The 25,400-nt window shown below is 32.3% G+C and carries 24 protein-coding genes; 12 read left to right on the top strand and 12 right to left on the bottom strand.

All coding sequences use genetic code 11. The features are described 5' to 3' along the window. Positions 1-164: 164 nt before the first annotated feature. A complete protein-coding gene (locus D1815_RS01265; RefSeq protein ID WP_118385612.1) occupies positions 165-1,481 on the bottom strand; it encodes a TldD/PmbA family protein in 1,317 nt (438 codons plus the stop codon). Between the two features lie 31 nt (positions 1,482-1,512). Next, entirely contained in the window at positions 1,513-3,153 is a 1,641-nt protein-coding gene (locus tag D1815_RS01260) for a TldD/PmbA family protein (RefSeq protein WP_027391978.1), read from the bottom strand. 538 nt (positions 3,154-3,691) lie between these two features. Here D1815_RS01260 and D1815_RS01255 point away from each other — a divergent pair. Together D1815_RS01255 and D1815_RS01250 are read left to right on the top strand one after the other, a co-directional pair. Then, positions 3,692-4,267: a uracil-DNA glycosylase family protein gene (locus tag D1815_RS01255; protein WP_118385611.1), complete on the top strand. Its 576-nt coding sequence runs from the start codon at positions 3,692-3,694 to the stop codon at positions 4,265-4,267. A 350-nt stretch (positions 4,268-4,617) separates the two neighbouring features. Then, positions 4,618-4,872 carry a hypothetical protein gene (locus D1815_RS01250; RefSeq protein WP_091409004.1) on the top strand — a complete coding sequence of 85 codons (255 nt, stop codon included), beginning with the start codon at positions 4,618-4,620 and terminating at the stop codon, positions 4,870-4,872. A gap of 101 nt (positions 4,873-4,973) precedes the next feature. On the opposite strand, the gene D1815_RS01245 is transcribed toward D1815_RS01250, so the two are convergent. Then, complete coding sequence (locus D1815_RS01245) at positions 4,974-5,495, bottom strand: DinB family protein (RefSeq protein WP_118385610.1); 522 nt, start codon at positions 5,493-5,495, stop codon at positions 4,974-4,976. A gap of 413 nt (positions 5,496-5,908) precedes the next feature. Between D1815_RS01245 and D1815_RS01240 the strand changes: the two genes are divergently transcribed. Then, the gene (locus D1815_RS01240; RefSeq protein ID WP_027391981.1) at positions 5,909-6,130 is read left to right on the top strand and encodes a hypothetical protein; all 222 of its coding nucleotides are present in this window, start codon (positions 5,909-5,911) and stop codon (positions 6,128-6,130) included. 74 nt (positions 6,131-6,204) lie between these two features. Here D1815_RS01240 and D1815_RS01235 read toward each other — a convergent pair whose 3' ends face one another. The 6 genes from D1815_RS01235 to D1815_RS01210 form a co-directional block, all read right to left on the bottom strand. Next, positions 6,205-8,043: a YfiR/HmsC family protein gene (locus D1815_RS01235; protein WP_118385609.1), complete on the bottom strand. Its 1,839-nt coding sequence runs from the start codon at positions 8,041-8,043 to the stop codon at positions 6,205-6,207. Beyond that, a complete protein-coding gene (locus D1815_RS01230; protein ID WP_233557455.1) occupies positions 8,040-10,745 on the bottom strand; it encodes a TonB-dependent receptor in 2,706 nt (901 codons plus the stop codon). Before D1815_RS01230 ends, D1815_RS01235 begins: the two co-directional genes overlap by 4 nt. Positions 10,746-10,872: 127 nt before the next feature. Further along, positions 10,873-11,283 carry a response regulator gene (locus D1815_RS01225; protein ID WP_091408998.1) on the bottom strand — a complete coding sequence of 137 codons (411 nt, stop codon included), beginning with the start codon at positions 11,281-11,283 and terminating at the stop codon, positions 10,873-10,875. Beyond that, on the bottom strand, positions 11,249-11,701 hold the full coding sequence (locus tag D1815_RS01220; RefSeq protein ID WP_118385608.1) for a response regulator: 453 nt from the start codon (positions 11,699-11,701) through the stop codon (positions 11,249-11,251). The genes D1815_RS01225 and D1815_RS01220 overlap by 35 nt, the downstream gene beginning before the upstream one ends. 182 nt (positions 11,702-11,883) lie before the next feature. Beyond that, positions 11,884-12,285 carry a response regulator gene (locus D1815_RS01215; RefSeq protein ID WP_118385607.1) on the bottom strand — a complete coding sequence of 134 codons (402 nt, stop codon included), beginning with the start codon at positions 12,283-12,285 and terminating at the stop codon, positions 11,884-11,886. A 48-nt stretch (positions 12,286-12,333) separates the two neighbouring features. Further along, positions 12,334-12,759: a response regulator gene (locus D1815_RS01210; protein ID WP_118385606.1), complete on the bottom strand. Its 426-nt coding sequence runs from the start codon at positions 12,757-12,759 to the stop codon at positions 12,334-12,336. 266 nt (positions 12,760-13,025) lie between these two features. Here D1815_RS01210 and D1815_RS01205 point away from each other — a divergent pair, with 266 nt between their 5' ends. Next, positions 13,026-14,213 carry a peptidogalycan biosysnthesis protein gene (locus D1815_RS01205; protein ID WP_118389822.1) on the top strand — a complete coding sequence of 396 codons (1,188 nt, stop codon included), beginning with the start codon at positions 13,026-13,028 and terminating at the stop codon, positions 14,211-14,213. A 2-nt stretch (positions 14,214-14,215) separates the two neighbouring features. Beyond that, positions 14,216-15,226, top strand: a complete 1,011-nt coding sequence (locus D1815_RS01200) for a metal-dependent hydrolase (RefSeq protein ID WP_118385605.1) — start codon at positions 14,216-14,218, stop codon at positions 15,224-15,226. Between the two features lie 53 nt (positions 15,227-15,279). Here the strand turns inward: D1815_RS01200 and D1815_RS01195 are convergent, their stop codons facing one another. Beyond that, positions 15,280-15,780, bottom strand: coding sequence for a DUF1761 domain-containing protein (locus tag D1815_RS01195; protein WP_027391989.1), 501 nt, complete (start codon positions 15,778-15,780; stop codon positions 15,280-15,282). Between the two features lie 57 nt (positions 15,781-15,837). Further along, the gene (locus D1815_RS01190; protein ID WP_118385604.1) at positions 15,838-16,437 is read right to left on the bottom strand and encodes a LysE family translocator; all 600 of its coding nucleotides are present in this window, start codon (positions 16,435-16,437) and stop codon (positions 15,838-15,840) included. A gap of 301 nt (positions 16,438-16,738) precedes the next feature. Here D1815_RS01190 and D1815_RS01185 point away from each other — a divergent pair, with 301 nt between their 5' ends. The 4 genes from D1815_RS01185 to D1815_RS01170 all read left to right on the top strand — a co-directional run bounded on the left by D1815_RS01185 (position 16,739) and on the right by D1815_RS01170 (position 20,686). Beyond that, positions 16,739-17,224, top strand: a complete 486-nt coding sequence (locus tag D1815_RS01185; protein WP_118385603.1) for an acetyl-CoA carboxylase biotin carboxyl carrier protein subunit — start codon at positions 16,739-16,741, stop codon at positions 17,222-17,224. Between the two features lie 51 nt (positions 17,225-17,275). Continuing rightward, a complete protein-coding gene (accC, locus tag D1815_RS01180; protein ID WP_118385602.1) occupies positions 17,276-18,718 on the top strand; it encodes an acetyl-CoA carboxylase biotin carboxylase subunit in 1,443 nt (480 codons plus the stop codon). Between the two features lie 3 nt (positions 18,719-18,721). Then, positions 18,722-20,263 (top strand): acyl-CoA carboxylase subunit beta, encoded by a 1,542-nt coding sequence (locus D1815_RS01175; RefSeq protein ID WP_027391993.1) that lies wholly within the window; start codon positions 18,722-18,724, stop codon positions 20,261-20,263. Between the two features lie 66 nt (positions 20,264-20,329). Beyond that, on the top strand, positions 20,330-20,686 hold the full coding sequence (locus tag D1815_RS01170) for a hypothetical protein (RefSeq protein WP_027391994.1): 357 nt from the start codon (positions 20,330-20,332) through the stop codon (positions 20,684-20,686). A 130-nt stretch (positions 20,687-20,816) separates the two neighbouring features. On the opposite strand, the gene D1815_RS01165 is transcribed toward D1815_RS01170, so the two are convergent. Then, positions 20,817-21,707 carry a hydroxypyruvate isomerase family protein gene (locus tag D1815_RS01165; protein ID WP_118385601.1) on the bottom strand — a complete coding sequence of 297 codons (891 nt, stop codon included), beginning with the start codon at positions 21,705-21,707 and terminating at the stop codon, positions 20,817-20,819. A 328-nt stretch (positions 21,708-22,035) separates the two neighbouring features. On the opposite strand from D1815_RS01165, the gene D1815_RS01160 reads away from it, so the two are divergent. The 3 genes from D1815_RS01160 to D1815_RS01150 are packed head-to-tail and all read left to right on the top strand — an operon-like array spanning position 22,036 to position 25,388. Then, positions 22,036-23,727: a GMC oxidoreductase gene (locus D1815_RS01160; protein WP_118385600.1), complete on the top strand. Its 1,692-nt coding sequence runs from the start codon at positions 22,036-22,038 to the stop codon at positions 23,725-23,727. 10 nt (positions 23,728-23,737) lie between these two features. Then, positions 23,738-24,376: a gluconate 2-dehydrogenase subunit 3 family protein gene (locus D1815_RS01155; protein WP_118385599.1), complete on the top strand. Its 639-nt coding sequence runs from the start codon at positions 23,738-23,740 to the stop codon at positions 24,374-24,376. A gap of 25 nt (positions 24,377-24,401) precedes the next feature. Next, positions 24,402-25,388 (top strand): sugar phosphate isomerase/epimerase, encoded by a 987-nt coding sequence (locus tag D1815_RS01150; RefSeq protein WP_118385598.1) that lies wholly within the window; start codon positions 24,402-24,404, stop codon positions 25,386-25,388. Positions 25,389-25,400 lie beyond the last annotated feature (12 nt).

Here is a 25,400-nt window from a genome sequence, read left to right as displayed (position 1 = left end):
TAGATTATTAAATACTAAATGATCTAAAATTAAAGTTAATTAGGATTCTCTTAAACCAATTACTACCATTAGAGCGTAATTAAAAAATATGTGATTTACACTATACATTTTAACTACGCTCTATCTGATAGTTTCTAATTTTTAGTTAAGACAGTACTACAAGATTATACTGCATCAGAAAGACTGGTAAAGGTAAAGTCTCGTATCTTCATATAAGGCACCAGATTTCCGTCAATCCTAACCTGCTTTCCTAGAGTTTCTAGGTTATTTAGCATAATGATTGGGCTCTCGTTAAATCTGAAATTCTTAACTGGATATTTAATCTTTCCGTTTTCTATATAGAAAGTTCCATCTCTGGTTAGTCCTGTGTATAATAATGTTTGTGGATCTACAGTTCTGATATACCATAATCGCGTAACTAAAATACCTTTCTTAGTTCCTTTGATAAGATCTTCTAATGAAGCATCACCGCCTTGCATAATAAATCCATTAGGAAAAGGAACAGGATCTACTCCTTTTTTCTCTGCCCAATAACGACTATATGCTAGGTTTTTCACTACTCCATTTTCTATCCAACTTGTCTTTTTAAGTGGTTGTCCTGAACCGTTCCAAGTTCCTGTAGGCACTTCTGGATTTAAAGGGTCTGACCATATATTCACTCGCTCATCTACGATCTTTTCCCCCATTTTGGTTCCTCCTCCTTCTTTAGACATAAAACTACGTCCTTCATCTGCCGTACGTGCATTAAATGCAAACGCCATATTACCTAAAAGACCAACTGAAGCTGCTGGCTCTAAAATAACCGTATATTTTCCTGGTTCTATTGCCTTTGCTTCCTTAGACATTACTGCTTTATTGATCGCTACGTTTGAGGCTTCTACTGCATCAAACTTAGAAATATCATTGTAATCTCTAGTCACCCAACCAGATCCAGTACCATCATTACTACGCATAGTTACTGTAAAACTAGCATCTGTAAATTGGTTGTATGCAAACAAACCACTAGAGTTCATCATTGCGCTAAAACCTGCGGAGTCGTTAAAAAACCCCGCTGCAGTAACATCCTTAGCAGCAGCTGGTTCGATACTGCTATTAGCAACTTCTGCACGATATTCTGGTGATACCTTTGCTGTGGCTTCTTTATATGTAATCGATTTATCGTATGTCTGTGGTCCCAGTGGGGCCATAAATTCTGGATTCTCTGGAGAGAGTTTTGCCAGTTCTTCGGCTCTTTTTACCACTTTTTTTAATGATTCATCATCAAATTCATCAATCGTAGCTGTACCCGATTTTTTTCCAAAATTAGATTGTACAACCAAGGTTTGATTCGATCTGTGTCCTGCTGTAGACACTGTATTTCTAGCATAACGGATATTACCGCTTTCGCTTCCGCTTAAATTTACTTCACAAGCATCTGCAGTAGAAAAGCTCAATGCCTTTTCCATAATCTGTTTTGCTTCTTCTTTGGAATATATTGCCATGATATTTTTTATTTGTAAATAAGACTGTGATTTAAATTTTTCTACCTGTGTTGATCACATTCACGCCATTAAAACGTGTAGTAGAACTTCCGTGAGATACAGCACTTACTTGTGAAGGCTGTCCTTTACCATCAAAGAATGATCCGAACATTCGGTAATCATCTTTGTCACATATCTTAGCACAAGAATTCCAGAACTCCTGTGTATTAGATTGATACGCTACATCATCTAGCATACCCACAATTTTTCCGTTTTTGATTTCAAAAAATACAGTTCCACCAAATTGGAAATTATATCGTTGCTGATCTATAGAATAAGAACCTCTACCTGCTATGTAGATTCCTTTTTCTACATCTTTGATCATATCGTCTATAGAATACTTCTCTTTTCCTGGTTCTAAAGAAACATTAGGCATACGCTGGAATTGTACATCATTCCAACTCTGAGAATAACAACATCCATGAGATTCTTTTTGGTCTATCATATGAACCTGATCACGTATTGCCTGGTAATTGGTTAATACACCGTTACGAACTAAATCCCATTTCTTAGTTTTTACTCCTTCATCATCATAGCCTACAGCTCCTAAGGATCCTACTTGGGTTTTATCTGCTACTAAGTTTACAATATCACTACCGTATTTAAAGTTTTTAGTCTTCCATTTATCTAAGGTAGCAAAACTTGTTCCTGCATAATTGGCTTCATATCCTAAAACTCTATCCAACTCTAATGGATGTCCAACAGATTCGTGAATTGTTAACCCTAAATGATTTGGTTCTAGTACTAAATCGTATTTACCAGCTTCAACAGATTTAGCAGTTAACCTTTGCTTCGCTTGCTTAGCTGCCAATGTTGCATCTTCTATAATATCATAACTTCCACGATATAGTTTGAGACCTTCAGGGCCTTTTAATTTTTCTGAAGCTAATCCGTCCATATACTCATACCCCATACCCATTGGAGCACTCATTGCTTGGCGTGATTTAAATTTACCAGTACCTTTATCAATTGCGGTAACTGTAAATGTTGGCCAGATACGATGTACATCTTGATCAATATATGATCCATCTGTAGATGCAAAATATTTCTGTTCATTTACCATAAAGAGTCCAGAATTGACATAATTAGCTCCGTTCTCTAATGCTGCTGCATTTGCCGATAATAGTAAGTCTACTTTTTCGGAAACTGGTACATCTTTAAAATCCTTTTTTATAGGAGTTTTCCAAGATACTTCTCCATGTGATTTTACTGGAGCCAGTTTTACTTCTTCTTTTTGAAATTTAGAATTTGCTTTTGCTATTGCTACTGCTTGATCTGTAGCTTTCTTAATTCCGTCTTCGGTAACACTATTGGTAGATGCAAATCCCCAAGTACCGTTAACAATTACTCGAATTCCGATACCAAATGATTCTGTATTAACTACGTTTTGTACTTTATCTTCTCGAGTAAATACATATTGGTTTAAATACCTACCTATTCTGGCATCGGCATATGTTGCTCCCAATGATTTTGCAGTATTGAGTGCGACATCCGCCATCTTTTTCTGAATGGCAATATCCATTCCCGGATTAAGCAATGCTTCTGCGGGAATATCATTTCCCAGAAGTAATGAAGGCATCATTAAAGCGCCTGCTCCTAATCCTGTGTATTGAATAAAATCTCTACGTTTCATAAACCTCTTTTTTGATTGAGTGAATATTAAAATAAGTCTGATGAACTTTTTCCTGTAAAAAACACTTTAACTAATCAATTACTAGAAGAGATTACTAAAGTTTTGTTACAAGACTAACTTCCGTTAGCTTTAAAAGTAGAAAAATAATATTAAACTTCCATACTCTGAAAGAGGACTACGATTAAATCCACAACGTAGGATTCCGCAAAGTAGCTCTTTCAACCAACCAACCATAAACAACTGACAAACAATTAATTAACTTTGTTTTAATAATTAAATAATTCTCAAAGAAACACACCAAAAACAACGAAAAAATCATTAAAAACACACATACTTAAACTTTTGTTAAACTTTTAAGCTCTTCCTTATTAAATACACAAAAACACGACTAAATAGATCAAGCTGAATAATACAAACCACAAGTTAGGGCAATACGTTCTAAAAAAGGAGATGAATGTATTGTCTTTATAATAAGCTTATTATTAACATGAACTGTTAGAATATTTTGTAATTTAACCTTCTAAATTTCCAACATTATATGGATACTCTTTTATCTTCAATTTCAAAATGTGACGTATGCGCCCAAAAATTAGAATTAGGTCCGAGACCTATTATTTCTGCTAATACACGAAGTAAAATTGTAATTATAGGACAAGCTCCAGGAAGTGTTGTTCATAAATCCGGAATTCCTTGGGATGATAAAAGTGGACAAAATTTAAGAGCGTGGATGGGAATTGATAATGACACTTTTTATAATTCTGAAATCACAGCTTTAATTCCAATGGGTTTTTGTTACCCTGGAAAAGGAAAATCTGGTGACCTACCTCCTACTAAGGAATGTGCTCCATTATGGCATCAAAAATTACTAAGCAATATGAAGGATGTAGAACTTATACTATTAATTGGTACCTATGCACAACAATATTACTTAGGAAATAAACTTAAAAGAACACTTACAGAATCTGTGAAAAATTATAAAGAATACCTACCTAATTATTTTGTACTACCACATCCATCTCCAAGAAATAATATATGGCAGGCTAAAAACGAATGGTTTAAAAAAGAAATAATCCCCGAATTACAACTTCACATTAAGTCGATTATCGCATCATAATTCATATAACATCTTAAAAAAATAGCTGTCTTTCTGAACACCTATTTTTATTAATGCAACAACTTTTATAAACAATATTAATATTATTACAGAATAGTATATCTCGTTATTCCTGAGCCTCTCTAAGCTAAGAAAATAAAATGCTAAATCCTTAAAAAATAGTTAATTATAATCGAGACTATATTAATTCTATCTTATCTTTAAGAAAAAACAAAGCCCCTATATCTTTTTAAAAAGATCATTTACAACTGTATTGTTTATTTTATTTCACTTTTATAAATATGAGACACACTCCCTGAGTGTCTTTTAAATTGTTCAGGGAATTAATCATTTTTAAAATAATTATCATCATGAAAAAAAAGTTGTTAAACCTGGGGCGAACACTAGACAGAAATCAGCAAAAAAACATTAAAGGAGGTATGGTTGGGCCTATAGAAGTAGGTGATGAAATAATATCTGATTCATGCTCTAATCGACCATGTGTATTAAATTCTAATGATTGTCCTGCTGGTGAAGTTTGTACATCATTCACTACCAGAAAAGAATTTAGCGGAGGCGGTACCACGGTAGTTTGGTATGAAAATGAAAATCTTTGTGCTTGTTAAAATGCATTTAGTTTGAAACCAGAAGTTTGAAACTTCTGGTTTTTATTTTTTATAAAGACTATGTTAGTCAATATCTCCAAAGCTATATTAGTGAATTAAAGTTATACTAAATATCTTTCTTTAATAATGTCAATATGCCAAATCTCATGACCAATAATTGTAAATGCTGCTGCACGAGCAGACATATCCCCTCCACTAGCATTACCTATGTATGCTAACTGATAATCCGTAACACTTTTAATAAAGGAAATAGAACTCTGTCTCACTATTTCGAATTCACTTATCAATTCGGTCATCGATTTTTGATTCGCTCCTGAAGGATCTACATATATATTCTGATCATACCCTGCCAAAGAAGTTTTATCATTTCTAGCAATACGGAAACATCGATACATGAATACACGCTCAGTATCTATTAAATGTTGTAAAATTTCTTTTGGACTCCACTTATTATTATCATACCTATATTCTTGCTTATCTGTAGAAATCGACTCAAAAAAGATTTTTACAGTATTTCGACCTACTTCGAAACCTTCTCTCAAATCTTGTTTTGGAGATACTTTATCAATATATCTACCATAATATCCATCATATTCTTTAGAACTCAAATCTCCGTTATACATTTTTTACATTTTTAGTATATCTACAATGATATTACTTCTTAAAAAAATAATTGTAGTCCAGTTTTTATATAATGGAGATCCCAGTCCTATTTATTTGCAATAAAAATATTATCTATTTATTTTTTTGAAAATAATAGATTATCAAATTATAAAATGGATAAAAACTTAAAAAACAATGTATTTAATTAGTTAAATATTTGAAGTAAACACAACATTTGCTAAAAAAACATCTATTTATCAAAACCAAGTATAATCATCATTTATCATTTCATTTATTTCAGTTATATATAAGAGATGATAAATGTGGTTTTTTTTTATATATTTACCCCAAAAGTGTTAAATTAAAGGCTAAATAGTTTATTTTTTTATCAAATAGTCTAAAACATTTTTATTATTACAATAAATATTGAGTTATGGAATTAATGGAGAAAGCACGTGAGTTTGAGGGCAGAAGTATGAGCAATATGTCCACTAGTGATCGAGTTGAAGCATCTAGAGAAGCAAAAGATCTCGTTTTGAGTCTTAATGAAATCTACAAACAAAATAAAGATCCGGAGATCATGGAAATGATGAAGATCATCACTGCTAAAAAACAAAAAATTGAAAAAAGACTTAAGGGTAGACCTGAAGTTTAAAAAACAATGTATATGATAAGTAAACTATATAGTATAGTTTACTTATCATATATTACTTATTAATTACTTTGTTATTATTCTGGAATCGTAAAGTAAAAGGTTGTTCCTTTTCCTTCTATTGATTCTAACCAAATTTCGCCGTTGTGAGATTCTACAATTTTCTTGCAGTGCGCTAATCCTATTCCAGTACCTTGGTATTTTTCTCTGGAATGTAATCTCTGGAAAATTGCAAAGATTCTATCTTGATGAATTTTGGGAATTCCAATTCCATTATCCTTAACTGAAAACTCCCAATATTTTTTGGATGGGTTATCTTTATAATGTTTTTGGACAGCTCCTACTTGAATTTCTGGAATAGTATCGTCCTCCATAAATTTGATCCCATTACTTACTAAGTTTTGTAACAATAATCGTAATTCTACAGGATTACCATTAATAATAGGTAATTTTTTTGAATCTATTTTAGCATTAGTCCTTTCCAAAATATTTTTAAAATCTCCTTTTAGTTCTGAAAAGATTTTATTCATATCCACTTTTGTAAAATCCCTCGTTCTACCTAATCTAGAATATTCTAATAAAGAATCTATAAGCTTCTTCATCCGAATACTAGCGTCCTTTATGAAATTAAGGCTTTCCTTTCCGATATCATCAAAACTATCGCCATAATCCTCTGATATTAAACCTATAAAACTGGAAATTGTATTTAAAGGTTCTTGCAAATCGTGACTAGCGATATACGCAAATTGTTCTAGTTCTTTATTTTTTGATTCTAGCACTAATGATTGCTCGTGTATTTCTTTATTCTTTTCCTCTAGGGACGCATTCAATCTTTTTTTATTGAGATAACTTCTATAGATAAAAAAACCTCCAATTAGAATTAGAGCGATCAACGCAATTAAGTACCAATTAATCTTTTTTTGATTGTCTATCTCTGAACGTTGTTGTTCTAAAATTTCCTCTTTTTTTCTAATCTCTTCATTCTGTTCCTCCAAATACTCTTGTTGCTTTTCAATCTCCTGAATACTCGCTTCAATCTTTTTTTCTTGAGTTTTTATAAATGCAACTTGATCTTGAATATTTCGCTCTAGCTCTTTTTCTATAAGTAATTTTTCTTCGTATTTCTTTTCTTGTATTTTACTTTCACTTGATAGCTTTTCAATCCAATTATTTCTATCTATTATACTCCCTTGGATTGTATCAATAGCCCTTGCTTGATTTGATATTTTTTCTTCTTGTTGCTTTATTTGTTCTTCTTTATCCTTAATAGCAACCTTCTGCTCCTCATTTTCGTCTAAAGCTTTTTCTAAGGATTCTTCTGCTGTTTTAAATAAACCTTTCCATTTTTGAGAAGACGTAATTGCGTATTCTTCTAACGAGGGAGCTATTACAAAACCTTCATTTTTAATTCGATTTACATTAATCTCGTATTCAAAAGAATCGCCAACATTAACCATGTTGATCATAGAAGAATTATAAAAGTAATCTTCTGTAACTAGTAATATATTTTTTTCTGAAATTTTGCCAAGAATATAATTGATATCATAATTATACTTATTATGAACATATAACAACTGAACATCTTTAATACTTTTTACAAATTGAAAACGAACAATTTCTACCGGCTTTCCAAAAATCTTCCTTTTTTGAGCCATTGATTTTAGGTCGATGATTGTTCTATCTGGTCCCAAAACCCCAATTTTAAAAGTATCTATCTCATCTATTTCTGGCCAGCCTACTTGTTGCGCAAAATTATATATGAATATGGCACGTTGTAATCTTTTCACTTCTTCATTAGCTGTCTCCTGAGCAATAAGGTTGTTAGCCCCAAATACGGAAAACCAGGCTAACAATGCGATTAAAACATATTGCCTATTCCATTGAATACATAAAAAAATACACAAATTATTAATCATAACTTTAACAATAACCGAAGATAATAATTAGCACCATTAACTCCGAATTGTTGTACTCTTCTGCTGTAAACAAAATTGCCGTTACTAGTATTTGCTGAATGTTTATGTCTATCTGGATAGACATTAAAAATGTTGTTCCCTCCTAGTGTACATTTCACATAATCATTAATCTGATAAGAAACTGCTAGGTCGGTTGTTAGTTTTGGAGAAAATGTTTGATCACGAGATTCTATATTTCCGGTATAATTATTTAGTACCCAATTTGATTGATCTCCATCATCTGGATGTACAAACTTTACTTCTCCAAATAAAGTATTAACCATTTGTAATCGAAATTTACCAAACTCATACGAAAATAAAGAGTTTACCTTATAATTAGGTTGCGCAGACTCTACTCTTGCAATCTCTTCTCTATTAAAAAGTACGTCCTCTTGACCAATAAGAGAAGGAGATACTTTTATATTTCCTTTTACCTTAGTACTAGTAATATTAGCGCCTAAAGAAGCGCCTAATTTTCCACTACCAAGATCTTCTTTATAATGTATTGCTAGATCTCCTCCTGATGTTTTAGAATCAATAGCATTGGTAAAAAACTGAGCCGCACCTACCCCAAATGGTTCAAGAATTGTTTCATACCCTTCTGCAAATCTACCAGAGAGTACAATTCTGTCATCAATATTAATTAAGTAGTAATCAAAAGTAAAAGTGAAGTTATCATTCAATTTTCCACTTACTCCGGCACTAAAATGCTTGGATAATTCTGGTTTTAATTTATCAATCTGAAATGCTTCTGTTGCTACAGCACTTTCATTATTAAACGTCCCTACCTGAATACTTTCTCCATTTACAAATTGTGTACTAATATTTTGGAAAAATACTTGATGCAATGATGGTGCTCTAAAACCTGTAGAAAATCCTGCTCTAACACTTATACCATCATTAATTCTATATCTACTTGATAGTTTCCAGATAGCTTGTCCTCCAAAATCATTATAGGCTTCATATCTTGCTGCTGCTTTAACCAATAATTTTTCTGATATGTTAGTCTCAACATCAAAATAGGCGGAACTATTTGTTCTAAAACGATTTAGTTCATTTTCTGGTTGAAAACCAGGAAAAACTTGAGCTCCGGCAGCTCTTGGAAGCTCATCTCCAAATTCATCAAAATAGGTACTACCACCTGCTATATATGATGCTTCTTCTCCTGCAATAATTTGATAATTCTCTACTCGTAATTCTGCTCCGAATGCTATATTAACTCCTTTGAGCCAATCAAAAGTTTTAGAAATATCTAGATTCGTAGTATTTTGTTGGTACTCAAACCCGCCGGCATAGAAAGTTCTGGGCGAGGCTACTCCTAACGAAGCATTATTAGAATTATTTACTGTATAATCTAAACTATTGATACCAATAGAGTGACTAAAATCTACATTCCATCCATTCTTGACTCCTCTAATTCCACCTGCCACTACATCATCCTGAATATCTGTTAATATCTGAGGAGAAAAACCATTAGGAAATAACTCTGGAACTACTCTATCCTGATCCTTTGGGAAACGATAAAATCCAGCTGCCATCCCTTCTCTATAATTTCTTCCTCCTTGTAGGTAAAATGTTGCTTTTTCGGACATTTTGATTTCTCCATTAAATGCCAACGTAAGGTTTTGCGTTTCTGCACTTCCAATTTCCATAACTCTATTTCCGGAATAGCCTGTTTGGTCAAAGAAATTATTTTCTTGGATCAACCTCTGATCTTCTACAAGATCTTCAGTATATACAGTACCTGTATAATCTCCAGCCCTATTTATCGACTCTCTATCTCTATATTCGGCAGTCACATTGATATATCCTTCTTTTCCAATTTTTAATCCAAAATTAGCCGCAGAATACGTAGTAAAACCATCTCCTTCTGTCGTAATACCAACCCTATTATCTATATTAATGACCTCTGTTTGTTTCTTTAAAATAATATTTATCACACCTGCTATTGCATCTGATCCATATTGCGAAGTTGCTCCATCACGTAATATTTCTATTCGCTCTATAGATGCTATAGGAATCGCATTAAAATCAGTCCCCACTGTACCCCTACCAACAGTTCCATTTACATTTAACAAAGAGCTATTATGCCTGCGTTTCCCATTCACTAATACTAAGATTTGATCAGGTCCTAAACCACGTAAAGTTGCTGGATCAATATGATCCGTACCATCCGCTATGGTTTGATTAGTAGAGTGAAAAGATGGAACTAAATAATGTAAAATATGGCTTAACTCTATTTGTGAAGAATTAGTAATCTCCTGAGGAGAAATAATATCTACAGGTGCTGTTGTTTTAAGTAAAGATCTTGGTTTTGCTCTGGAACCTACTGAAATGGGTTGATCTATAGAAAACCCCGTTTCTAGAACAAAATCCAACTGGGCAGTTTCTCCCACATTTACGGTTGTAGTCTTGGAAACTGAGTTATACATCACAAATCCAGCGGTAAGAACATACTCGCCTTCTTCTACATCAAACGTATAGTTTCCATTTACATCCGTTGTAGTGTTTTGATTAGTCCCTTCTATACTAACTCTTGCTCCCGGTAAACTACCAAATTGATCGGAAACATTCCCAGAGATAGTTGCTCTAGATTGTGATAAAGTTATTTGACAAAAAAAGAATATTGAGGCGATACAGGATATAGTCTGTAATCTAACCATAAAGGTAATTTTAAATTTATTTCCTATTAAAACGTTTGTGTTCTTAAACCGTTTGTGCAATATAAATAATAAAAAACAAAAGTTTCTTAAAACTAATGTTGTTTGATGGATTTAAAGAAAGAATACTTTACTCTACCGGAATTAATTCTTCATTAAAGTATTTAGTTATAATGCCATCTACACTAACTCTAGATAACATTTTACCACTAAATTCTTTAATTTGATCAATAGAACCTGCTAATTCTTTATCTTCTTTTGTCAGTTCTGCTCCAATCATTAAAATGATCGTTGTATTCTTTAAAGAGTTTTCTAAGTCTTGAAATTTTGATAAAAATTCCCAACCATCCATTACCGGCATGTTAATATCTAAAAAGATAATCTCTGGGACTATTCCTGATTGGATAATCTGTAAAGCCTCTAAACCATTTTTAGCGATCAATACCTCATCAACATATCCAGTTTTTGAAAGTACGATCTTATTAAAAAAAATAGTTGCATCACTATCATCGACTAAAAGTACTTTTGCTATTGTTTTCATTGGAGTGGGGTTTAAAAAAATGTCTTTTAACTACTTTATTTAAAGTTGGGAATGATAATGGCTTATTAACAAGATCTTTTACAAAATGGTTTTCTTTGGATTTCTCTACATCTCTAACATCAGAAGATGTGGTAAGTATTATAACCTTAATACCTTCTATCACTTTTTGATTTAGTTTGGAATACTCAATTAAGAATTCCCAACCATTCATCGCAGGCATATTAAGATCAAGAAAGATTAGATTAGGTTTTAATTCGGTTCCTTTTTCGACGTCATTTAGATATTCTAAAGCAGCTTTACCACTCTGTCTTACCATTATGTTATTGAAACTATTATGTTTTGATAAAACTTTGCTATTGAAGTAATTAGTAGGCTTATCATCATCAATCAATAAAACGCAATCAATTGGATTATTCATAATATATTTTCGTTGGTTTCGCACAAAAGAAACACATCTATATTAAAAAACAATCTTCAACAAAATTCTAAACAGCTGATTTACGATTAAAAGCACAAAAAACACGATAAAACGTATTTCACATTAAAAAAAAGTAACTTTCTGGGAAATTTAAGATCATTCCTAAAAGATTTAAACAGCTATTAACTTACCGAATCTTTAAAATATGTAGAAATAATTTCTAAAACAATCTCTTTGGTTAACATCTTATCCCTAAACTCCATAACTCTTGAAAAAGATGTTAGTTTTTTTTCCTGCTCCGTACTTAACTTAGTACCTAACAATATCACAATTACTGAGTTCTTACAATGTTCTGACAACCCCTCATATTGTTCTAAAAACTCCCACCCGTTCATTACAGGCATATTTAAATCAAGAAAAATTATATCGGGAACAGAACTCGTCTGGATACTATGTAAAGCTTTTTCGCCATTAGTTACTAACACGACTTCTTCAACACAATCAGTTTTTAGGATTATTGTTTTATTAAAAAAATTGGTTGCCTTACTATCGTCAACTAAAAGGATCCTTTTTAACTTATTCATTTAGGCAAAAATATAAAAAACACTTAAGCTATCTAAAGAGTTCTAAGCTTAACTTTTTACAATATTTTTAGTAAAATGTTTTTCTATAACATTATCTAACAAATCCAATGATAATGGCTTATTTATAAAATCATCTACTGAATGATTTTTTATTGACTCATTAACGTCATCGGGATTAGAAGATGTAGATAATAAAATCACTTTAATCCCATCTGTAGTAATCTTATTTAGCTTAGCAAATTCTACTAAAAACTCCCAGCCATTCATAGCTGGCATGTTAATATCTAAAAAAATAAGATCTGGTTTCACTGCTTCTTTATTCTCAACTTTGGATAGATACTCTAATGCAGCTTTCCCACTCTGCACCGTATTTACATTATCAAAACTATTATGTTTAGTAACTACCCTTTGATTAAAGAAATTTGTGGCCTTATCATCATCGATTAAAAGCACACAAGTGACTGATTTCCCCATAAAAATTTCCAATTACACTCAAAAAAACTAAACTTATTCGACATACACACCATAAAACCAGACTTTTCGAAACAGTTTTCGTTTAAACACAAGATTTACACGACAAAACAACATTAAATGTTTACCCATAATAAAATTACGGTATTAAAGCTTTAATAAATCGTAAAATCAAAATTGACAATCGTTTAACAAACTACTATTAAAAATAAATGTAAATTTGAATGCTATTCAGACAACAGTTTGTCAAAAACATTGGTAAGGGATTTATGCTTGACAAAATAAAAAATAGTTGTAGAACAACTAAACTTCATTATTCAATATTTCAGAGTACTAATGATGTTCCTTCTAAAGATTGGAATAGTGTAAATAATGAAAATAATCTTTTTCTTACACTAAACTATCTTAACACTTTAGAACAGACATTATCAGAAACTATTGGATTTCGATATGTTTTATTCTATGATCAAAATATCCCTGTAGGAATTGCTGTAACACAACTTATAAAATTTAACACTGAAGATTTAAAGTTTCAGGAGTTCCCTTGTCGAATAAGTGACGCAATCAAAAATACTTTTATGAAAAGTATGGATGTGAGAGTACTTGTCTGCGGAAATCTTTTTTCTTGTGGAGAACATGGTTTTCTGTATGCTCCTCACATTAGTTCTAAAGAAGTGTTTGAAAGTTTATCAGATGCGTTACGAGAAATTCGAAAATCAGAAAAATCAGAAAAGCCATCATTTATATTATTAAAAGAATTTTGGCCTTCTTCATTTAATCAAAGTGATTATATTAAAAGACAAGATTTTAGAGAGTTTAGCATCGACGTCAATATGGTATTAAAAATACAACAAGACTGGAATAGCTTTGATGATTATCTGGATAGTATGAAAACTAAATTTAGAACAAGAGCTAAAAAGGTTTTTAAAAAGTCTGCTGATATCATTGTCAAAGATTTTACGGATGAAGATATTAATACATATCATAAAGAAATAGACGCCTTATATCTTTCTGTTCTGGATAAAGCTGATTTTAAAATTGGAAAACTTAATGCAATTACTTTTGAAAATTTAAAAAAGACGCTTCAGGATTCGTTTATTTTTAAAGCGTACTTCTTAAAAGATACCCTTGTTGGTTTCACCACTTCTTTTATTCTTAATAAAATTGTAGAAGCAAATCATATTGGTATTGATTACAAATACAATAAGTCTTATGATATTTACCAACGTATGCTTTATGATTATGTAGATCTTGCTGTATCTAAAAAAGTAGACGAATTAAGATTGGGTAGAACAGCAGAAATCATAAAAAGTTGCGTAGGTGCAAAACCCGTAGAAATGAAATTATATGTTCGTCATGGAAATTCAATTTCTAACAAATTATTAAAACCTTTGGTTGATTTCATTTCTCCCAGCGAATATGAAGTAAGAAATCCGTTTAAACTTCAGTTAAGTTAATAATGGATTCATTAACTCAGATTGTACTCGGTGCTGCTGTTGGTCAAGCTGCTATAGGAAAAAAAGTAGGAAATAAAGCTATGCTTTGGGGCGCAATTGCTGGAACGATTCCCGATCTAGATGTTTTAGCTAAATTATTTTTTGACAGCGTTACTTCTAATGAATTGCATAGAGGGTTTTCACATTCTATTTTGTTCAGTATACTTATGGCTCCACTTCTGGGATGGCTAGTGAGTAAAATATATAAAAACAAAGAAGCAGATTGGAAAGATTGGACCAAGCTTATGTTTCTTAGTCTATTTACCCACCCTATTTTAGACGCATTTACGACTTGGGGAACACAATTGTTTTGGCCTTTAGATTATAAAGTGGCTTTTCATAATATTTTTGTAGCAGATCCTTTATATACTGTCCCGTTTTTAGTTTTTGTACTCATAGCTATGTTTTACAAACGTACAAATCCTAAAAGAAAGTTTTTTAATAATCTAGGATTGTACTGTAGTAGTTTTTATATGTTGCTTACTTTGGTATTACAACAAATTGCAGAATCTAATTTTACCACTAATTTAGAAAACCAACATCTTACATATAATCAAATACAAACTCGACCTACTGCATTAAATAGCATTTTATGGACAGCCAATATAGAAACTGACGAATCCTTTCTTATCGGATATTATTCCTTACTTGACGAACCAGATATTATTAATTTTACTGAGTTTCCTAAAAACCATTATTTACTAGGTGAAGCAAAAAATGATCCTTTAATTCCGCGTCTAATTAAATTAAGTGAAGGTTGGTATACGATCGAATCTGATAACGATAAATTATACTTTAATGATCTTAGATTTGGACAATTAGGAATGGGTAAAGATGCAAGTCGTTTTGTCTTTAGCTACGAATTGTATTATAATCAAAATGGTAATTTACAAGCTAAAGAACGTGAACGTAATGTGGAAGAAGCTTCCCCTATGCTTAAAAAACTCTTTTCTCGCGTACTTGGGAATAAATAAAAAAAAGAGGATTAATAATAGGTATAAACCCTCTTCTTTTATTGTTAAATACATTAGGTAAACTCACAAATAATGCCTCCCATTAATGCTAGGCACACAGTCCAATACCCAACATTTACTAGTATATACTTCACTCCCTTTCTTTCGAATAAAGCATTTGTTCCCAACACAGGTAAAACTAAAAATATTCCAGCCATTGCACCGTGCAAAGCACCATGTTTAAATGTTCTAAAGTTGGTTCCATATTTATTCATAAAATCCTGAGTATACTGATAGATTTCTGTCCCTTCCTTAGTTAAGTCCGGCTCATTCATTAAGCTCTGAAAAAAACCATTTTGATGTATTACCATAGTAGGAAGCGAAGAAGCCAACATAAGACTTAGAATAAGAGAAACAATAAAAATTACAGCCATGTTCCCTCCTTTTAAATCTTCTGTTGTAAATCCACAAGCATTCATCCAAGCAGTACCAAAAACCTTTGGGTTATACCATATAAACCCTAATACTATAGGTACAAGAGCAGCGATTGCAACTATTAATAAATTAAATTCCATATTGGTTTGTTTTTTAAGTTGTTACTCAAATATAGCGAAAATGAATTTTATCAAACATCACCAAACCAAGTAGGCTAAACGGAAAGAAAAGATTAGCAAAACTACTCCAGTTATCCTAAAGAATATTTTCAATCTATAAGGAGATATGAATGGCTTAAGCTTATCTGAAAGAAAAACTTTCAGTAAATCTATAGTCAATATACCGGTTAGAACAGCTGTCAAAAAAACTAAAAACGCTATGGAATCTGAATATTTTTCATGTCCATATTTAAACACTGCAATCCAAACAATAAATACAAAAGGATTAAAAAAATTAACGCTAAATCCTTTGATAAAAAAAGAAGTCCATTTTTTAGAATTAATAGATATATCATTAGTAATTACAGCTTTTTTAAGCAGATAATTAATTCCCAATCCAAAAAGTATAACACTTCCTATAATACCAATCCAAAATTGATTCTGAGTTGCTGTCATAAAAGTAGAAAGTCCATAATAACATAATAAAACACATATGACATCACTGACTATAATACCAAAAGCAACAGAAAACCCTGCTTTCACACCATACTGAAAACTACTATTGAGTAACAAAAAAAATACTGGACCAACAAAAATGATCATCGCTATACCAATAAAAAATCCTTCAATAAATGACATACATTAAAATTGTTCCAGAACATACATAATTATATATGTTATGTAAATATAGATATAATCGTCTGCTTTTTTAACCAACTATTTTAAGAATATAAAAGTACAAAGTGATCTCTCTGAAACCACAACAAAACCTTTTTGACACCTTTTTACAACCCTATTCTTTAAATATTTCAACCTTCTCTTTTTTTTTCATTTTCTTAGAAAAGACACCCTTTATCAAACATTTTTTAAAAATTTCACAAGAAATACCTATGATGAATATAAATACCTATATTTATCGACCAAATTGAATGGTTTATTTATGAGTACAAACTATAAAGTAAAAGTAAATAAGGACTTTGAAACTAGCTTATCTGAAGATACTATTTTGAAAGCCAATATTATTGAAACTTCCAATTCAAAATTTCATGTTATTAACAATAATCAATCCTATCATACAGAAGTTATAAAATCTGATTTTGTTAATAAGAACTATACAGTAAAAGTAAATTCTAATATCTATGAGGTCGATATATCTAACTCATTGGATATGATGATTTCGGAAATGGGTTTTTCTATTGGTGCGTCGAAACAAGTAAACTCTATAAAATCTCCAATGCCTGGGTTAATTATAGATATACAGGTAGAAATTGGTCAAACCGTTAAAGAAGATGACTATTTACTAGTTTTAGAAGCAATGAAAATGGAAAACATTATTACTTCTCCAAGAGAAGGAACTATTAAATCCATAGCTATCTCTAAAGGAGATGCAGTAGACAAAGGAAAATTATTGATTGAATTCGAATAAAACCTCAAAGTAAGTTTAAATCAAAAGACATATCATAAGTTCTAATACATTATGAAAAAAATACTTGTTGCAAATAGAGGAGAAATTGCCATTAGAGTAATGAAAACCGCTCAAAAAATGGGAATTAAAACAGTGGCTATATATTCTACTGTAGATCGAGATGCTCCTCACGTAAAATTTGCTGATGAAGCAGTTTGCGTTGGTGAAGCACCTTCTAACGAATCCTACTTGTTAGGTTCCAAGATTATTGCATTTGCCAAAGAATTAAATGTGGATGCAATACATCCTGGTTATGGATTCTTAAGTGAAAATGCTGATTTTGCAGAGGAAGTAGAAAAAAATAACATCACTTTTATAGGACCAAAATCCAAAGCTATTAAAGTTATGGGTAGTAAGCTTGCTGCTAAAGAGGCAGTAAAAGCATATGACATACCTATGGTCCCAGGTATTGATGAAGCAATTACTGATGTTGATAAAGCTAAAAAAATTGCACTAGAAATTGGGTTTCCCATTCTAATAAAAGCTTCTGCTGGTGGTGGTGGAAAAGGAATGCGTGTAGTAGAGAAAGAAAGCGAACTAGAATCACAAATGCAACGTGCTATAAGTGAAGCTATTTCTGCTTTTGGTGACGGATCAGTATTTATCGAAAAATACGTAGCATCTCCAAGACATATTGAAATACAGGTGATGGCGGATACTCATGGAAACGTTATTCATCTTTTTGAAAGAGAATGTAGTGTACAACGAAGACATCAAAAAGTAGTGGAAGAAGCTCCTTCTGCTGTCTTAAGTCCAGCTTTGAGATCCGCAATGGGCGAAGCTGCTGTTAGAGTTGCACAAGCCTGTGATTATGTTGGCGCAGGAACTGTAGAATTCTTATTAGATGAAAACCATAATTTCTATTTCCTAGAAATGAATACTCGTTTACAAGTAGAACATCCTGTAACAGAACTAATAACGGGCACTGATCTTGTAGAGCTACAAATAAAAGTAGCAAGAGGAGAAGAACTTTCTATTAAACAAGAAGATTTAAAAATAACTGGACATGCATTGGAATTAAGAGTATATGCAGAAGATCCATTAAATGATTTTTTACCTAGTGTAGGGCACTTAGATACTTACACAATTCCGACAGGTAATGGTATTAGAGTAGACAATGGTTTCGAAGAAGGAATGGATATTCCTATTTATTATGATCCTATGTTGTCAAAATTAATCACTTATGGTGATAGCCGAGAAGAAGCTATTCAATTAATGATTAAAGCCATTGATCAATATCATATAGAAGGTGTGCAAACAACCTTATCCTTTGGCAAATTTGTGTGCAAACACGAAGCGTTTGTATCCGGTGCTTTTGATACTCATTTTGTAAAAAAATATTACACCCCAGAAGTGTTAAAATCCGAAATGGAGATAGAAGCAAGAATAGCAGCGCTCACAGCCCTAAAACAATATAAAAAAGATCAACAAGTATTACGTTTACCAATTCGCTAACATATGAACTCTAAAATAAAAACTTTACAAGAAAAAATTGATCTAGCACATTTAGGTGGCGGTAAACAACGTATTGAAAAACAACATCAAAAGAAAAAATTAACCGCTAGAGAACGTGTAGATTATTTCTTAGACGAAGGATCTTTTGAAGAAATCGGAATCCTAGTTACTCACAGAACAACGGATTTCGGAATGGAAAAAGAAATCTATTATGGTGATGGTGTAGTAACAGGTTATGGTACCGTACATGGAAGATTAGTATATGTATTTGCTCAGGATTTCACCGTTTTTGGAGGTGCACTATCGGAAACACACGCTGAGAAAATTTGTAAAGTAATGGATCTGGCAGTCAATGTTGGAGCACCTATTATTGGATTAAATGATTCTGGTGGAGCTAGAATTCAAGAAGGAGTGCGATCCTTAGGTGGTTATGCTGATATTTTTCATAAAAATGTACAAGCTTCTGGAGTAATTCCACAAATTTCTGCTATTATGGGACCTTGTGCCGGTGGAGCAGTTTATTCTCCAGCTATTACCGACTTTACTATTATGGTAGAAGATACTAGTTATATGTTCGTAACTGGACCAAATGTAGTGAAGACTGTAACCAATGAAGAAGTAACTTCTGAAGAATTAGGTGGAGCTAGCACACATTCCTCAAAATCGGGAGTAGCTCATATAACTTCATCAAATGATATAGAATGTCTAGAAGATGTAAAAAAGTTACTGAGTTATCTTCCTCAAAATAACCAAGAAACACCAAAAGCTCTTTCCTATGAATTATCTGATGAAAAAAGAGAAGTTCTAGCAGAAATAGTACCGGATAACCCAAATAAACCTTATGACATGCATGAGGTTATTGAAGGAATCATTGACGAAGATTCTTTTTACGAGATTCATAAAAATTATGCTGAGAATATCATCGTAGGTTTTGCCAGAATTGGTGGAAGAAGTGTTGGAGTTGTAGCTAATCAACCTATGTTTTTAGCAGGTGTTTTGGATGTAAATAGTTCTAAAAAAGCTGCACGTTTTACACGTTTTTGTGATTGTTTCAATATTCCATTACTTGTTTTGGTTGATGTACCTGGATTCTTACCTGGTACAGATCAAGAATGGAATGGAATCATAGTACATGGAGCAAAATTATTATATGCACTAAGTGAAGCAACAGTTCCAAAAGTAACGGTAATAACCCGTAAAGCGTATGGTGGTGCTTATGATGTAATGAACTCTAAGCATATTGGAGCGGACCTTAATTTTGCTTGGCCAACTGCGGAGATAGCTGTAATGGGGGCAAAAGGTGCCAGTGAAATAATTTTTAGAAAAGAGATCAAAGCTTCGGATAACCCTGAAGCAAAACTTGCAGAAAAAGAAGCTGAATATGCAGATAAATTTGCAAATCCATATAGAGCAGCACAACGAGGGTTTATAGATGAAGTAATTCTTCCAGAAGATACTAGAAGAAAACTAATTAAAGGATTTAGTATGCTAGAAAAAAAATCTGTTGATCATCCAAAAAGAAAGCACGGTAATATTCCTCTATAATATATATAAGTAGTATCCATAACATTTTTCTATTTTTACGATATTATAAAAATAGATGTAGACCCCATGAATAATAGACAGCTTACTAAATTTGCAATCTATGCAATTGCTGTACTTTGTGCAGCACTTATTAATGAGTTCGTGATTAAGTATGTAAAAAAGCATATTCATGAACAAGGATATCTTTTGGTAATCATAGATATGCTAATAGTGGTGTTAATTTTTGCACCGGCTTTTGCGCTAGTTTCTAAATACACTAAGAAACTATCCAAAGCCTATTTAAAAACATCTAAGAAAGTTTCAAGTAGCAAAAATGGGAATCTGTTAGGTTTTACTGTAGCGATTATTATTTTGTTTATTCTTTTTGCGTATTTACGACATAATATTAATGTGATTCAGGATTTAAAAACTATAATACCTTAGTTTACTAAATTGTTAATCTGATCTTGTCGAAGACTTTAGAATCTTTGTTTTATTAATTTTACTTCTACAAGTTGGGTATAACAAAAAGGGAAATATTACTTTTTATTAGATGGTAATAAATAATACAGGTTTAAACGTCACAAATCGTTATTCCTTCTTTTAGCGCCTCTAAACTATCTTGATACGTTGGAATAAACTCTTGAGCAACATAACCTGTAAACTTATTAGCTACAATAGCTTTCATAATAGCTGGATAGTTTAATTCTTGAGTGTCATTTATCTCATGTCTTCCCGGAACACCACCCGTATGATAATGAGAGATATAATTTTTATATTTATTAATGGTAGCAATAATATCTCCTTCCATAATTTGCATATGGTAAATATCATAGAGTAATTTAAAATTAGTAGAACCAATTTTATCAACCAATTGAACTCCCCAAGGTGTATGATCACATTGATAATCTTTATGATCTACCTTACTATTAAGCAATTCCATTACTAAAGTAACATCATTCTTTTCTGCATGTTTTACAAGTGGTTCTAATCCCACAGAACACTGTTCTAAACCTTGATCAGAAGAAATACCATTCTTATTACCCGAAAAAACGATTACCTGTTTTATACCCGAATTAGACGCTTGTGAAATGAGATTGAAATATTTTTTCTGAAGTTCCTCATGATTCCTAGGATCATTAAACCCTTTAGTAATACTAGCAAAGGTATCTGTTGCCAAAGAGCACTTAAGTCCTTTTTTTATAACAACTTCCCATTCATACGGTTTTAAAAGATCAATCGCCTTAATACCTATATCGTTTGATTTTTCTGCAAATTCTTCCAATTCGATATTACCATAACACCACCTACATACCGCGTGATTTATATTTCCTTTCAAACTATTTTGAAAGGAATTCGAAATGTCTCCTGATATGGACTGCGGTATTACGACACCTCCAAGACCAATAGCACCAATACTAAGAGAAAGGTTCTTAATCGCTTTTCTTCTATTTAATTTTGACATTAGCTTTGAATTTTTTTTTAATGTATCACTAATTTAATTAATGATTTGTTAATTGTATTGTTAAAAAGCAAACAAACTTCTTATATTAGAACCTGAATTTGATGATATTAATTTTATAACTATTAATTATTATCATTTTTAGCTAAAACACCTTTCTTCCAGAACAAGAAGAAAACAGACAAACAAAACTACTATCAGAGCTAACAATAGTGCTTGTAAAATCACTATATGAGTTATATAAATTAATAGAAGTCTAATACTATTTCTATTGATTTATCCTATTCATTATTATTTAATTTATAGACCGTCTGTAAACATCAAAAAAAGTATGGAACAAGAACCTCAATATGACGCAATTGTCGTAGGAACAGGAATTAGTGGTGGCTGGGCTGCCAAGGAGCTTTGTGAGAAAGGGCTTAAAACACTGGTATTAGAGCGTGGCCGTATGGTTACCCATATCGATGATTATACCACTGCCAATGAGGATCCTTGGGATTATGATTTGAAAGGTGAACCTTCAAGATCTGAAATAGCCGAACAACCAAAACAACATCGTACAGGATACGTAACTGATAAAGCACATCGTCATTTCTTTGTTAATGACCTAAAACACCCCTATAATGAAACCAAACGTTTTGATTGGATACGAGGCTATCACGTGGGAGGTCGATCATTAATGTGGGGAAGGCAAAGTTATAGACTATGTGATTTTGATTTTGAAGCAAATAAAAAAGAAGGGATTGCCGTTGATTGGCCAGTTCGTTACAAGGATATTGCTCCTTGGTACGACAAAGTAGAAGAATTTATTGGTGTTAGTGGAGAAAAGCTAGGATTAGAACAACTACCAGATGGACAATTTCTTCCTCCAATGGAACTAAATTGTGTAGAAGATCATCTAAAAAAGAATATTGCTGAGAATTATGAAGATAGACTTTTAACTATTGGAAGAACTGCACATATTACTGGCACCAAGACGTTTGAAGGAAGGATGAATTGTCAATACCGTAATCGTTGTATGAGAGGTTGTCCTTTTGGAGCATATTTTAGTAGTAACTCCTCTACTCTACCAGCGGCAGAGAGAACTGGAAATATGACTTTACGTCCTAATTCTATTGTTCATCAAGTATTATATGATGATAAGACAGGAAAAGCAACTGGGGTAGAAGTAATAGATACGATCTCCAAAGAAAAGATACAATTTACTGGCAAAGTTATATTTCTATGTGCATCAGCAATTGCTTCAGCGAGTATATTAATGCAATCGAAATCAGAACGTTTTCCGAACGGAATGGGTAATGACTCTGGAGAATTGGGTCATAACATTATGGATCATCACTTTAAAGCTGGTGCTTTTGGAAAATATAATGGGTTTGAAGACAAATATTTCAAAGGTAGAAGACCTAATGGAATTTATATCCCTCGTTTTAGAAACATAGGAGGAGAAACTGACCAAAAGAATTTTAAACGTGGATATGGGTATCAAGGAGGCGCTAGTCGTTCTAATTGGGAAGAAACTATTGCCGAGCTTGGGTATGGTAAAGAACTAAAGGATAAAATTTTAGAACCTGGTGGATGGCGTGTTGGACTTATGGGATTTGGCGAATGCTTACCATATCACGAAAACAAAATGAGTTTAGATTATAATAATTTAGATGAGTGGGGATTACCAACAGTAACATTCGATGCAGAGTTTAAAGAAAATGAACTCGAAATGCGAAAAGATATGATAAAACAAGCAATGGATATGCTTACCAAGGCTGGTTTTACAGATATACAACCTTGGGACGATATTGGAGCTCCTGGTTTAGGAATTCACGAAATGGGAACTGCTAGAATGGGTAAAGATCCAAAAACATCAGTTCTAAATGCAAACAATCAAATCCACGCAGTACCTAATGTATATGTTACTGATGGAGCATTTATGACTTCTGCCAGTTGTGTAAATCCATCATTAACCTATATGGCATTTACCGCAAGAGCTGCAGATCACGCAGCAACACAAATCAAAAATAACGCTTAATCTTAGTACTATGAACAGAAGAGAAGCATTAAAAAACATAGGGTTATCAGCTGGATATATTGCCGCTACCCCAACAATACTAAGTCTATTACAAAGCTGTCAAAAAGAATATGTATTGGATTGGACTCCAGAGCTACTATCAATAGATGAAGGAAAAGCTTTAGAACAAATAGTAGATCTTATTCTTCCGGAAACGGATATTCCTGGCGCAAAATCATTACATGTACCAATGTTTATTGACAAATTTATCAATCAAGGTGTAGAAGAAGCTGAGGAAACACAAATGTTTAAGTACGGTGCAGGAGTTATCTTAGATGAACTGGGCGTTAACGAAGAAAAAAATGTTGACGATGTAACCATAGAAGAATACGATGCATTGCTAGCTAAATATTTAAAAATTTCTAAAGAAAAACGAAAAGAATACTGGGAAGAAATGGCCATGATAAAAACTCCTGAAGATTTAGAAAAAGTATCTAAAGAAGCAATATCTTTTACTTTCCTTTCTTCTGTAAGAGATCTATCTATTTATGGATTTAAAACATCAAAAGAGATTGCAGAAAATGTACTTAACTATCTACCTGTACCTGGAGAATATATTGGTTGTGATTCTGTAGAAAACCTAACCGGCGGAAAAGACTGGGCTTTATAAAAATTACCTAACTAAACTTAAAATTATGTACAAAACCATCCTTAAAGGGCTTTTATGCTTGCTAATCATTAGCTCCTGTAAGAAAACTACTAAAGAAAATACAACAATCGAACAAGAAGAAGAAAAAATCATAGAAGAGCCAAAAGAATCAGTACCTTTTTTCGAACTATCACTAGCGCAATGGTCACTTCATAAAGAAATACAATCTGGGAAATTAAATCCCATGGATTTTGCAAAAAAAGCAAAAGAGTTAGGTTTTTCTGGAGTAGAATACGTTAGTCAATTATATTCATACAAGGATGCAAAAGATCCTAAACTAGCATTACAACAACTTTTGGATTCTTTAAAATCAGAAAGTAACAAACATAATGTACAGAACCTTCTGATTATGGTAGATGGAGAAGGAGACTTAGCGGTAATTGACGAAAAAGAACGAAATCAAACTGTAGAAAATCATAAGAAATGGGTAGATGCAGCTCAGTTTTTAGGATGTCACTCGATACGAGTAAATTTATTCGGTACAAATGATCCAAAAAAATGGGTAGAAGTTGCTACCGATGGGTTGACTAAATTATCAGAATATGCGGCTACTAAAGATATCAACGTAATTGTAGAAAATCACGGATATCTTTCTTCTAATGGCTCTTTACTTGCAGAAGTGATGCGAAATGTAAACAAACCAAATTGTGGTACGTTGCCTGATTTTGGTAATTTTTGTTTAGAACGCGAAGGAGGCGAACGATGGGGAGCTAAATGTGTTAAAGAATATCCTAAATACAAAGGAACTGAAGAATTAATGCCATTCGCAAAAGGAGTAAGTGCTAAATCCTATGATTTTGACGAAAATGGAAATGAGACTACCATAGACTACAAAAAAATGTTAGAGATTGTTAAAGCATCAGGATATCAAGGGTATATCGGTGTAGAATATGAAGGTGATCGATTAAGTGAAATTGATGGAATTATCGCTACACGTGATTTATTAATTAGCCTTTCTAAACAACTAAATTAACCAACTACTATA

The organism is Aquimarina sp. AD1 (assembly GCF_003443695.1).
GTDB lineage: Bacteria > Bacteroidota > Bacteroidia > Flavobacteriales > Flavobacteriaceae > Aquimarina > Aquimarina latercula.
This window is presented reverse-complemented; position numbering and strand designations above follow the sequence as displayed.